General features: G+C 46.2%; 12 protein-coding genes. All 12 read right to left on the bottom strand.

Annotated elements, in window-relative coordinates; translation table 11 throughout:
• Nucleotides 1-600: 600 nt before the first annotated feature.
• The 12 genes from CSHOW_RS05905 to CSHOW_RS05960 all read right to left on the bottom strand — a co-directional run bounded on the left by CSHOW_RS05905 (nucleotide 601) and on the right by CSHOW_RS05960 (nucleotide 12,550).
• Nucleotides 601-894: a metal-sulfur cluster assembly factor gene (locus tag CSHOW_RS05905; RefSeq protein ID WP_002946874.1), complete on the bottom strand. Its 294-nt coding sequence runs from the start codon at nucleotides 892-894 to the stop codon at nucleotides 601-603.
• Nucleotides 891-2,093 carry a hypothetical protein gene (locus CSHOW_RS05910; protein ID WP_002946873.1) on the bottom strand — a complete coding sequence of 401 codons (1,203 nt, stop codon included), beginning with the start codon at nucleotides 2,091-2,093 and terminating at the stop codon, nucleotides 891-893. The genes CSHOW_RS05905 and CSHOW_RS05910 overlap by 4 nt, the downstream gene beginning before the upstream one ends.
• An 8-nt stretch (nucleotides 2,094-2,101) precedes the next feature.
• Nucleotides 2,102-2,440: a hypothetical protein gene (locus CSHOW_RS05915; protein ID WP_002946872.1), complete on the bottom strand. Its 339-nt coding sequence runs from the start codon at nucleotides 2,438-2,440 to the stop codon at nucleotides 2,102-2,104.
• A gap of 206 nt (nucleotides 2,441-2,646) precedes the next feature.
• Entirely contained in the window at nucleotides 2,647-2,832 is a 186-nt protein-coding gene (locus tag CSHOW_RS05920) for a hypothetical protein (RefSeq protein WP_002946870.1), read from the bottom strand.
• Between the two features lie 199 nt (nucleotides 2,833-3,031).
• Nucleotides 3,032-4,570 (bottom strand): bifunctional phosphoribosylaminoimidazolecarboxamide formyltransferase/IMP cyclohydrolase, encoded by a 1,539-nt coding sequence (gene purH, locus CSHOW_RS05925; RefSeq protein WP_002946866.1) that lies wholly within the window; start codon nucleotides 4,568-4,570, stop codon nucleotides 3,032-3,034.
• Nucleotides 4,571-4,872: 302 nt separating this feature from the next.
• Nucleotides 4,873-5,616, bottom strand: a complete 744-nt coding sequence (locus CSHOW_RS05930) for a TerB family tellurite resistance protein (protein WP_002946864.1) — start codon at nucleotides 5,614-5,616, stop codon at nucleotides 4,873-4,875.
• Nucleotides 5,617-5,620: 4 nt separating this feature from the next.
• A complete protein-coding gene (locus CSHOW_RS05935) occupies nucleotides 5,621-6,679 on the bottom strand; it encodes an SDH family Clp fold serine proteinase (protein WP_002946862.1) in 1,059 nt (352 codons plus the stop codon).
• 179 nt (nucleotides 6,680-6,858) lie between these two features.
• On the bottom strand, nucleotides 6,859-9,048 hold the full coding sequence (gene purL / locus CSHOW_RS05940; RefSeq protein ID WP_002946858.1) for a phosphoribosylformylglycinamidine synthase subunit PurL: 2,190 nt from the start codon (nucleotides 9,046-9,048) through the stop codon (nucleotides 6,859-6,861).
• Between the two features lie 303 nt (nucleotides 9,049-9,351).
• Nucleotides 9,352-10,155 (bottom strand): hypothetical protein, encoded by an 804-nt coding sequence (locus CSHOW_RS05945; protein ID WP_002946857.1) that lies wholly within the window; start codon nucleotides 10,153-10,155, stop codon nucleotides 9,352-9,354.
• Between the two features lie 384 nt (nucleotides 10,156-10,539).
• Entirely contained in the window at nucleotides 10,540-10,965 is a 426-nt protein-coding gene (locus CSHOW_RS05950) for a hypothetical protein (protein ID WP_002946855.1), read from the bottom strand.
• A gap of 83 nt (nucleotides 10,966-11,048) precedes the next feature.
• Nucleotides 11,049-11,801 (bottom strand): DUF8095 domain-containing protein, encoded by a 753-nt coding sequence (locus tag CSHOW_RS05955; RefSeq protein WP_002946854.1) that lies wholly within the window; start codon nucleotides 11,799-11,801, stop codon nucleotides 11,049-11,051.
• The gene (locus CSHOW_RS05960) at nucleotides 11,798-12,550 is read right to left on the bottom strand and encodes a DUF8095 domain-containing protein (protein WP_002946852.1); all 753 of its coding nucleotides are present in this window, start codon (nucleotides 12,548-12,550) and stop codon (nucleotides 11,798-11,800) included. The genes CSHOW_RS05955 and CSHOW_RS05960 overlap by 4 nt, the downstream gene beginning before the upstream one ends.
• Nucleotides 12,551-12,571: the final 21 nt, after the last annotated feature.

A 12,571-nucleotide genomic window follows, 5' to 3' on the forward strand; every position in this document is an offset into this window, starting at 1 on the left:
TAAGCGAGCTAAATTTTGGCTAAGCTATGACGGCAACGAGAAGCTTAAATCACTCGCAATAAGGACGATTCAAAGCGATCACAACAAAAGATTACGCCTATATACAATCATCAAGTGAGAGCAAATTTAGTAAAATAACAGAACTATTTAAGATATCCGTGCGGCAATAGAAATTTGTCATTAAAGGATATCTTTAGAAGTGGCTAGGGTTGTCGTCGCGCTAGCAAAGACAAGAAAAGCAGATGATTTGAATAAGCACTAGCGACATATTTTAAAATCGATCTCAACTGCGATAGAATTTGCGTAAGTTTAGACTAACGACTATAACGAGTTTTTCGCTCGCATAATATTCCATACATTATAAGTCTGATTCTTACGCAGCCGGTCAAATTTGCGCTACATGATACCACTATCCATTTGGGGTAAAAATTAGGATCGGAGGCAAAGGCAACACCATCTAACTCATCATTCGTATTTAGGCACTGGGGCGAGCTTGTCTAGACAAGACAATCGCGCCCCGAACAAGCTTATAAACAGATTAAAACCGAGGTCAAATTTTGCCGAGCTGTCGGCTAAATTTGACCTCGCCTAACGCCAAAATCACGCTCCTAGCGCCGCCCTCACCTCGTCGCTCGCCATCTCGATACTCCATGCAGGCTCCCACACGAGGTCTATCTCGCACTCTTTTACGCCGTCGACATTCAGCACCGCCGTCTCGACCCAGCTTAGTATCATCTCGTGCAGCGGGCATGAGCGCGTAGATAGCGTCATCGTGACCTTTGCCTTGCCGTTCTCGTCGCAAGCCGCGTCGTAAATGAGCCCCAAGGATACGATATCAAAGCCCACCTCGGGATCGACGATGTTTGAGAGCGCGGCGTAGATTTTTTCTTTCATTTTTCTTCCTTTATTCCAAATTTCGTAAATTTAAAAACATTTATCATATTTATCGCGACCAAAACGATGCTAACGAGCAGGCTAGCCACGCCGCAGTGCGCGAGCGATTTTATCTCCAGCCAGACTCCAAGCTCGTAGAGCGCGAGTCCAAGAGCATTAAAACCGATGCCGATATATGCGGGCTTTTTGAGGATCATCTGATCTAACAGCGGCACTTTTGTCTTGCCCACAAAGGGCGCTACATAGTGGTACCAAATGAGAAACGGCGCAATCTTATAAAGATGAGCCGCGATAAATGCAAATAAAAAGCCGTAAATCAGCATAAACACCGCCATATCATATCTATCCGCCGCGATAAAAACACAAAACAGCACGAAGGCCGCGAGCGAAAGAGCGATATTGACATTCCAGTAATCATACGCCTTGCGAACGCGCTTTTTTAGGATGTGCAGCGCCTCAGCGACAAAGCAAACGATCGCCGCCCCAAAGGCAAAGTACGCGTAAATTTCGCTAAAAAAGAGCAAAACGCCAGCCAAAATATAAAATCCGAAGGCAAATTTGCTAAGAGTAAATTTTAGATCGTGCGCGAGAGCAAACATCGGCAGCAGCACGGTTGCTACGCCGACGATGATGAAAAAAATAAACCCGAGCACGAAATAGACGTGAAATTTAAGCGCGAACATAAAATCCATCGGCAAAGTGCCCGAAAGTATCATCAAAAGACAAAATCCAAGCGAGATGCCCGCAAGCAAAAATATCGCCGAAACAAAGAGCATAAACGCTGCGAAGCTCTTTTTTTCATTATCCATAAAGCTAACGATATAGGTCGTGCCGAAAAATAGTAGCGCCAGAAAAAGCGCCATGCCGCCGCCGTGTATAAAGCCCGTTTTGCCGCTGATCATCCCGTAGCTCATCGACGCTACGCCCGCGCAGTAAAGGGCTAAATTTACCACTGCGCCCTTGATCGTTGAAAACGGCTTTTCTAAAATCACCGAAGTGAGCTGATAAAGCGCGCCGATGATGATGCTCATAACAAATCCGACGAAAAACACGTGTAAAAAACCCGCCGTCTCAAGCCCCGCGATCGTCTCAAAATCTGCCGCAAAAAAGGCGGGAATGCTCGCGATCAAGAAGCAAATGCCCGCGATAAAATAACCGCCCACTAGTTTAAAAGGCGGCGCAAAGGTGTTTAAAAGCATAGCTTATCTCAGTGGCAAAGGCTTGTATCTACGTTCTTGACGTCCGCGCCCTGCTTTAGGCTAAAGGTCATCTTAACCTCCCCGCCCTCCAGATCCTCGCGCTCTACGTCAAACTGCTCCTGGATTTTAGGTATCAGTCCGGCTGGAAATTTATGATTTACCATCACGATTTTGGTGTTTTGATTTGCAAATTTGATCGCCACCAGCGCATTTACCATAGGCTCGGGCGGCACGCACGGACGGCTGTCAAAGCCGACGAAATCCACGCCGCCTTCGCTATATCTATAAAACGGCACCGTCGCACCCTCGGCGTTAAACTGCTCGGCGTTTTTGAAAAAATCGCTCATTTTTTTATCCTTGTTTTAAATTTGGAGAATTATACTCTTATTTTGCGCGCGGGCGTCTTGACCTTGCTTAAGGGATTAAATTTGAATTTGACGGCCGCGGCATCAAATTTGAGCGACAAAACCCGAGCGTTGATGATGTGAAATTTGAGATGGGATAAAATTTGGCGGCGTAAATTTGACCGCCGATTAAAACATAAAGTAGCCGCCTAGCAGTACTGCTTGTAGCCTTTTTTGCAGAGCTGTTTTTTGCCCTCTTGTTTTAGGATTTCGTTTTTACTCTCGCCGTTATAGGTAGCGTTTTGATCGCTGCCGCCGACCTTTTCGCCGTTTACGTAGATATTAGCCGCATAAAGCCCAGCCAGAAATACCAAGAAAATCAAAATTTGCTTCATATATACCTTTCAATTAAATTTAATCTACAAAACTCAAGCAAATCGCAGTCCAAATTTAAAGGCCGGTAAGTCAAATTTGAGAAATTTTAGCAGATTACAAGCAAGGCGTGGCAAAAGCGCCGTCCGCCCTGCTGAGTAAATAAAAGTGGCAAAACGACGAAGTAAAATTTACGCCGCCTCGCCGTTAAACGATCAAATTTTAGTGTAAAAAGTGGCGCACGCCCGTAAAATACATCGCCATGCCATGCTCGTTTGCCGCCTGCACGACCTCGTCGTCGCGGATGCTGCCGCCAGGCTGTATCACAGCCTTCACGCCTGCCTCGCTTGCGATATCGATGCTGTCGCGGAACGGGAAAAACGCCTCGCTGGCAAGCGCGCAACCGCGTAAATCAAGCCCCATATCGCGCGCCTTAGCCACTGCTGCGCGTGCGGCATCTACGCGGCTCGTCATACCCATACCGATGGCGACTACGGCGCTATTTTTTACATAGACGACGCAGTTGCTTTTCGTAAGCGCCGCGACCTTCCACGCGATTTCTAAGTCTTTTAGCTCAGCCTCGCTAGCTGCGCGCGCGGTTTGCAGTTTCATATTTTCTAGCTCGCTAGCTTTCACCTCGTCGCTTTGCTGATAGACAAAGCCGCCGTCAACGTGCTTGAAGTCGTATTTGTCGTTTGCTCGCTGTAAAAATTTATTGCCCTGGGTGAAAATTTTGATGCGCTTTTTGGATTCAAATACCGCAAGCGCGTCCTCGTCCACGTTTGCGGCGATGATGACCTCGACGTAGATTTCGTTGATTTTCTCGGCCAAGGCGCGGTCTAGCGTGCCGTTTATCGCCACGACTCCGCCGTATGCCGAGACGGGATCGCATTTTAGCGCTTCGACGTAGCTTTCTAGCAGATTTGATTTTACGGCAAAGCCGCAAGCGTTGGCATGCTTGACGATGGCGACCGCAGGCGCGGCGTCAAAGCTGCTCGCTAACGCTAATGCGGCGTTTATATCGGTGATGTTGTTAAAGCTAGCTTCGCCTTTTAGCGCGGTGAAGTTGTTGCTGAAAAAGTAATCAAACTCGTATAGCGCGCCCTTTTGGTGCGGGTTTTCGCCGTAACGCGCGTCAAAAATCTTGCTGCCGGCGATAAATTTCATCTCGCCAAAACCGTCGTTAAAGCGCTCGTTCATGTAGTTTGCGATCATCGAGTCGTAGGCTGCGGTATGCTCGTAGGCTTTTATCATCAAATTTCGCCTAAAAATAGCCTTCTTGCTCTCGTCCGCGCCACCTATGACGCGTAAAACCTCGTCGTAATCAAGCGGGCTAGTGACGATATAAACGCTAGCGAAGTTTTTAGCCGCCGATCGCACCATCGCAGGGCCGCCTATGTCGATGTTTTCGATGATCTCGTCAAAATCATCTGTGCGGATAGTGGTTTGTTTAAACGGATATAAATTTACGCAGACCAGATCGATGCCGCCGATGCCGTGCCGCGCGGCTTGGCTCACGTGATTTGCGTCGTTTCGCTTGTGCAATATCCCGCCGTGAATCTTTGGGTGCAGGGTTTTTACGCGCCCCTCAAACATCTCGGGCGAGCCTGTGTATTCGCTCACTTCGACCGCCTTTACGCCCTGCTCTTTTAGCAGTTTGTGCGTGCCGCCCGTACTTAATATCTCAAAACCGAGTCGCTCGAGTCCTTTGGCAAACTCTACGATGCCTTCTTTGTCGCTGACGCTGATTAATGCTCTCATTTATATTCCTTTCTTTGTTGGTTTGTCTCTTGCGCGCCTTTAAATGAGCTAGAAATTTCCTCCCTCGATGAACTACATGTTCTATCTTTGGTTGGAAATTTCTAGCTCATTTAAAGGCGCGCAAGATACCGCACCGAAATTTGGCTGATTTTTACAGAAATTTGACTAAATTTTAAAAACCTAAAGGCGAAGTATTTTTGATTTAGACGCGGCGGTTTTCAATTTTACGACGGGAGTTACCGAGTGGGTAATGACCGAGTAAAATTTAAAACCAACAAAGTATAAATCAAAAAGACAAGCCTCTAAGCCGCACTTTGTTTTATAGTCTCATACGCCTCATTTATCTCTTGCAGTTTTCGAGTACTCTTTTCTATCATCTCCTCGCTCTCGCCGCGCCCCATAAGGATATCTGGATGATACTTTTTCACGAGTTCGCGGTAGCGTTTCTTTACCTCGTCAAACGGCGCGCCCTCTTTTAGCCCGAGCACTGCGTACGGGCTTTTCGTGCGCATTTCATACGGATTTCGCCGCGTCTGCCTTTGATCGTAAAATGCCTCAAACCTCGCCAGTATCGCTTCAAAAATGCCCTCGTCAAGCCCAAATCCCAAAGCAATCTGCTCGATGACATTATGCTCGCTTTTACTAAATTCGCCGTCTATATAGGCCAAATTTAGTAAAAAAGATAGCTTCGCGGCCGCGGCGTCTTGACTAAGGCGGAAGCGATCTTTGTACTGCCGCGCGATAAAATAAGCATTATGCACCGTCTCTTTTTCGCGGTTATAGATCTGCTTTAGCTCCGCCCTCATCGCAGCGTCGTTGCCGAGCCTTAGAGTGATATCGTCTAGCGTCTCGCTGATGAGGCGAGCCTCTAGCTCATTTACCCTGCCGTCGCTTTTGGCGACTTTAGCAAGCAGGCTAACTAGAAATTTAGCCTCTTCAAACATCGCCTTTTTTTGCGAGCCGCCTAAATTTACGGGATTTTGACTAAAATTTGAAACCAGATAGTAAATCCCGTAAAATATCAAAAACCAAAAAATAAAACTCAAAATATCACCATAAATGATAAATCGTATTTTTGAGTTTGCCGCCTACTAGCTCGTTTTTACGCCACGAACTCTCGTCGTTCATCACGTTCCAGCGGCGCTCGTCGGGGCGATAAAACCAGTCTTTGTCGATCTGATAATAAATCTGCTTGCCGTTTGCCTCGATGATGTTTGCGATGTTGTTGTCGTGGTAGCTGTTCTCGTCGTAGTCGGTAAAGGCGCGCTGTCCCATCTCGGAGTAAAGAAGCGTTAGCTCTTGGAGCATCTCGTTTAGCTCGTTGTCCATCTTTTGCACGTGCAGTCCGATCTCCTCGGCCTCGCGGAAAAGTATCGGATAATCATGCGCCGGATAGTCGCTATTTAGGCGCTCGGAGATATTTTGGATCTTTGCCTCGTCGTTCATGTGATAGCGCAAAAGTTCGCAGCAAATCTTTAGCGATAGCGAGCTAGCGCGGTCTACTGCGCCAAAAACTAGCGGATGGATGTAGTTATATAGCGATTTATACGGGTTTTCGTCATTGTCTTTTTCGTGCATTTTCCAGAGTTTTATCACGCGGTTTAGCTCGTCCATCGACACGCTAACGCGCTCGTTGCCGTTATCTATCGGGCTCATCGCGTGTTTTAGCGAGGTATCGACGGCGGTTAGATACGCTAGCGGCCCCATCACGATCTCGTTTGCGCCAAGCGCCATCATCGTCGCTGCCGACGCGCAGTTAGCGGGGATAAGCGCGGTGATGTTTTTGCAGTAGTTTCTAAGAGTACTGATGATGCGAAGCGCAGCTATACCGCTGCCGCCGTCGCTTTTGATAAACAAAAACGCGTTTTCTATCTTTTTACCCTTTAAAATTTCATACATCGCGCTCGCGTCGTTGCCGCAGACGCTGCCCGCGTTTGAGTTGTAGTAGGTGATGAGCGTGCCGCCTAGTTTAGCTTCGACTTCTTTTAATACCTGCTGCGTCTCGCTAAATAGCACCGGCGGCTTAGCTACGCTTTTTTGATCCATTCCTCTGCCCTCCTTTTGCGGCTGTTCTTCTTCTTTGTTGTTTAAAAAGTCTTTCCAAGACATCTACTTTCCTTTCAAATTTTGATTCAAATTTTTACGATCTTTTAATATCGCTTGCAAAATTTGGCGCTAAAATGCTTGACCAAACGCCGCCGAGACGAGCCAAATTTAGCAAGCATCAAATTTGCGCCGCTCAAATTTAGCCAGCTCAAACCCGCCTCGCCAAAATTGGGCGTTAAATTTTAGTCCTCTTGGCGGATGATTGCGGCAAATTTATTAAAATAAACCTCGCTCACGTCGCTTAGCTTTTCATCGATATCGTTTAGCTTAAATTTATCTCCGCCCACGCTGCCGATTTTTTCAAATTTGACGCCGTGCTTAGCGGCTAGGGATTCAAATTTGGCCTCGTCTTTTACGCCGACGATCGCGCGCGAAAAGCTCTCGTCAAAGATGAAATTCGGCTTTTTAACGTCAAATTTACACTCCGCGCCAAGCCCGCTTAGGCACGCCATTTTTACTAGCGTTATGGCTACTCCGCCTACGCCTACGCTGTTTGCAAACTCTAGCGCGCCCGATTTATTTGCCTCGATAACCAGATCCCACAGCGCGCGCTCTTTTTTATAGTCCACTGCGGATAGCTCGCCGCCCACCGCGTCAAATAGCGCCTTAGCGTAAAGCGATGCGGCAAATTCGCCCTTCGTCTCGCCAAGCACGTATATCGCCGTGCCAGCGCGAGCAAAGACGCTCGGAAGGCTCGCGTTTGCGTCCTCGTTCACGCCCACCGTCACGATCGCCGGCGTCGGATATACACTCACGCCCTCGGTGTCGTTATACAGGCTCACGTTGCCGCTGACGACTGGCGTATTTAGCTCGCGGCAAGCCTCTTTGATGCCCTCGCAGCCCTGCGCGAACTGCCACATAACTTCGGGATTTTGCGGATTGCCGTAGTTTAGGCAGTCGGTGATGGCTAGTGGCGTCGCTCCGCTCATCGCGACCTTTCGTCCTGCCGCCGCGACCGCTCTAGCCGCGCCGATTTTGGGACCAACGAAATTCGCCCGCGGGTCGCACTGCGCCGCCATCGCGATCGCCCTGCCCGTTTCTTTCACGCGTATAACCGCAGCTCCGAGGAGTCCCGGTTGTTTGATCGTGTTTGTTTGGATATTTGCGTCGTATTGATCGTAGATTAGCGACTTGTTTAGCACCTCAGGCTCGCCAAGTAGCTTCCAAAACGCCGTTTTGTTATCCGCGTTTTCAGGGATTTGTAAATTTTTGATTTCGTCTAGGTATTTTGGGCGCGCAGTCGGCCGGTCAAGTACCGGAGAGGCTTCGCTAAGCGGCGCTATGGGTATCTCGCCCGCTAGCTCGCCGTGCCAATAAAGCTCCATCACGCCGCTATCGGTTACCTCGCCGATGATCTCGGCGTCCAGATCCCATTTTTTAAATATCTCAAGTATCTTTTGCTCGCAGCCTTTTTTGGCGCAGATGAGCATGCGCTCCTGAGATTCGCTGAGCATTAGCTCGTACGGCGTCATGCCTGTTTCGCGCATAGGCACGCGGTCTAGATATATCTTCATGCCGCTGCCGCTGCGTCCTGCCATCTCAAAGCTGCTAGATGTTAGCCCCGCTGCGCCCATATCCTGGATACCCACGACGTAGTCGGTTTTAAACAGCTCCAAGCACGCCTCCATCAGCAGCTTTTCGGCAAACGGATCACCCACCTGCACGGTCGGACGCAGAGATTTGTTCGCGTCGTTAAAGCTATCGCTAGCCATCACAGCGCCCCCAAGCCCGTCGCGACCGGTCTTTGAGCCCACGTAGATCACTGGATTGCCGATACCTTCGGCCCTTCCGTAAAATATCTCGTCGCTCTTGCAAAGCCCAAGCGCAAATGCGTTTACTAGGATATTGCCGTTAAAACTAGGATCAAACGTCGTCTCGCCGCCGATGGTAGGGATGCCCATGCAGTTGCCGTAGTGAGCGATGCCCGCGACCGCGCCTTTTAGTAGATAGCGCTGTTTTTTCGCGTTTTCGCTCTCACCTCTCACCTCGCCGAATCGCAGCGAGTTCATATTCGCCACGACCCGCGCGCCCATCGTAAATACGTCGCGCAGTATCCCGCCCACGCCCGTCGCCGCGCCCTGAAATGGCTCGATGAAGCTTGGGTGATTGTGGCTCTCCATCTTAAACACCGCCGCGACGCCGCCTCCGACGTCGATGACGCCCGCGTTCTCGCCCGGACCCTGGATCACCCACGGCGCCTTGGTCGGGAAGCCGTTTAGGTACTTTTTACTCGACTTGTAGCTGCAGTGCTCGCTCCACATCGCGGAAAATATCCCAAGCTCGAGCAAATTGGGCTCTCTGCCTAGGATCTTTAGGATCTCCTCGTACTCTTGATCGCTGATTTTGTGCGCTTTTACGGTAGCTTTGTCCATTTTTAGCCTTTAAAAAATTTTGGTTGATTTTACTTAAATTCGCATAAAAACTTGATAAACCAAAGGGGCAACGGCGAAAGAAAGCCAGTAATATTCATACAAAAATCTCTGGTTTAATTTTATCTATATCTTTACCTAATCCCTTAAATCCTTGCTTTTATTAAAAACATCATTATTCACATTTTATCCTTCTTATAACTTAATCTAAGAGAATTCAATAGTTTTTCTTTTGCCTTATTCAACCCACTTACTATCTTGTTAATTCTGCTTGAATTACTCATTTTTTATCATTTCAAAAAATTATTATTTACTTAAATTTTTATTTATATCTATATTAAAGACCGTAAAAATATAATCCCTTACCTTATTGTAATTTTCTTCATTGAAAGAAAATATATGTATAGAATAAAGTCCTTGATTCTCCCACCTATAATCATACCAGTGTATTTCTTCTATATATTCAAGATTTATTTGAAATTTTGGAAATATTTTCCAAAAATTTTTAAAACTTTTATTTTCATATCTATAAATTACCAAAAAAACTATAATTTCTAAAAATTCCGCAAACAATAATATAAATATTAAAAGTAATACACATATTAAAGATATGCCAAAAGCTCCTTTAATAAAGCTAATTATGAAAAAACTAACCAAAAATACCTTACCAAAAATACTTGAAAATATCATATCTAAAAACCAGATTGCCTTAAAAGTTGTGTCGTTGTTAAATATTATATCTTCACTGCTGGTTTCTTTAAAATTTTGATCATAATATGCAACTTTTGAATTATAAAAATAGGTATATTTTTTCTTTGAATTTATAATATTAAAACAATTAAATATCAAAAATACAACTATTGCAAAGCCAAATTTTATTATCGTTTGTGTTGTGTTGTCAAAATCTAAAATACCGCTTTCAAAATCGTCTAAGCAACTAATGCAAAACTCAGAAGCAGTAATCCAAAATATTAAAATAATCAAATAGTGTAAAATTAAAGGAAAACCGGAATAATCCCGCAAAACTAGTGGTTCTTTGTCGTAGTCTCTCGCAAATTTGCCCGAACCCGAATTTGTCAAATTTAAGTTTTGTTTGTCTTTCGTATTCAAATTTTACCCTCCTAACCCGCACCTTAAAAATTTTAAATACGATTTTAGTCAAATTTGGATAAAAATTTAAATTTATTGTGCAAAAGGTTGTTGTTTGCATAAAAGGTTAAATGTGGAGCAACTTGATTTTACTAAAATTCGACCGAGCCGAATTTAGCGCCTTAAAGATGCGGGTCTCGGTGCGTAAAATTTGAAGTCAAAGTTTACAAATTTAGCTAAATTTGACTTCAAATTTGAACGTAAAAAAATAAGGAGAAATATCGCGAGATGAATTTGAGAGTTGTGCAGAAATTTTTATCTCAAGGTTAAGACAAATAGTCTGACGCAGGGTGAAAATTTCAAATCTCTCAAAAGCGCTCGCAAGGCAAGCCGCTTTTCGGCAACTCAAAGCTTGCGCAGTTTTTCAAACTCCTTGTAGCCCTCTTTTTCGTCCGCATCGCACACCTTTTTGAGATACTTTTTCATCTTTCGCACATACTCGTCCGTCATCCCGTCCCGAGCTTTATCAAAAAACTTAGCATACAAGCAGTCCGTCCCTCCGCGCTCGTCCTTCGAGTCGCAGACTTTTTGTAGCGCCGCTAGCCCCTTTTGTCTGTCGTAAAATGCGCTGTTTTCGTCCAAACGCTTGTCTACTAGCTGCATGCATGAAGCCATACTAAATGGCAAAATCGATTCGCAAAACGCCTCTAGCATTTTTACCTCTTTTTGGTTGCGAGCGGCATCTGCGGTCAAATTTACATCCTCTGACGCGTCGCCGGCAAAAACAGAATTTACGACAACCGCAAAAATCAAAATTTTAAACGGATTCATATTTTTCCTTTTATATCGTCAGTTCGACGCAAGAGCGTCCGATACTACGTAAAATTTAGCGGGCGACTACCCGCCGCAAACGCCTACTTGCTCGGCATGCTATCGTAGCAAAGTATGTTTAGCAGGATACGTCCTTGCTTTTTGACGTCTTGCTCGATGACGTCTTGTCTAAATTTAGCAGAGGTTGCCTGCTCTTTAGCTTCGGCTAGTTTGCTACTCAGCAGGTTAAATTTAAAGTCCAAATTTTTTATCTTAAAGCCCTTATTACCGACTATTTTCGCGTCGATCACGGTAGCGAAAAACTCGTCAGACGCGCCCACGTAGTAGTTCGTCACGCTTCTAGCGTTTATAGGTTCGCCGCTAAAAAACGCCTTACAAACGGGAGATTTTTGCGCGCTATAAATCACGCTCTCAAGGATCCCGCCGCCAAATTCGTAAAACTTAAATTTCTTTGAGTTTTGCAGCTTTTTTATCTCATCTTTATCGCTCAAATCTACATTTTTACCACTATCAAGATCAATCACTATTAGAGTTTTTACGCCGTTGCCGCTTGCGTAAACCCAGCCTAGATTTTGGCTCGCCGAGTCGCTCTCGCCCGGCGATTTCACCTCGGCCCTACCCATGTAGTCACCAAATTTTTCCACGGTTTTGCCGCCGCTCGCCTCATAGACCGTAGTCTCGGTTATAAACCCGATCTGCTGTATACTAGCGTCGTTTTCCATATACGTACGCCGCGCTCTCTCGCCGCCCATCTCGCCTGTGATGGCCGCGCAACCGCAAAACGCTAATGCCATAGCGGCCGCTGTCGCCGCCTTAAAAATCATCGTGTTTTTCATTTTTGCTCTCTTTCTTTCGCGCCAAAAGCGCAAATTTGATTCAGCCTCAGCTCATACCCTCGCAACTCGTTTTGGATTTTTTCCTCAAATTTATGCGTTTTTTCGGCGGCTTCTTGCAGACCGTTCAAATTTGTAAAATTTTTTATCTGAGATTTTAAAAGTAGCGTGCCGCTTTTGGAGGAAATTTTTGCCTGCGTTATTACGGCCGTAAAATACCGTTTTTCTAAATTTTGCGTATCATAGTAGCTAGATGCTGATTTCACGCTCACATTACCGCCTTTTTGAAACGCCTCGCAAACCAAAATCGGCGCCTCAAAAACCGCTACAGTCGTCAAATTTGAGCTAAATTCGTAAAATTTGATCCGCCGAGCACCACGAAGCCGGGTCGCACTCGCTTCATCTTTTAGATCAAACTCCGCCTCAGTATCGGCGTCTTTTAGCATAAACGCACTATCGCCGCTTTTATAGACGGCTCCGAGTCTAAAAGGCAGCCTGGCGCCGTCTGTTTTAGTGAGTGCAAAGCCTGCAGCCTCGCCGTCCTCAGGCTGAGTGCGAAAATCACGCGAGAAAAACGCCGTCAAAAAGGCGACCTCTCTAACGATGCCGTCAGTACCCAGATATCTCGTCCAGTTATCCTCCGGAACGCCGATATTTGAGATGTCGCGCTCTGCTTTGTTCGCGCTGCTAGTGATGCCGGCGCAACCATAAAAAGCCAGGGCCGCAATAGCCGCTAGAAATAAGTTTTTCATCTCGCGCTCGCGTTTAAATTT

The organism is Campylobacter showae, assembly GCF_004803815.1.
In the GTDB taxonomy this organism is placed as follows: domain Bacteria; phylum Campylobacterota; class Campylobacteria; order Campylobacterales; family Campylobacteraceae; genus Campylobacter_A; species Campylobacter_A showae.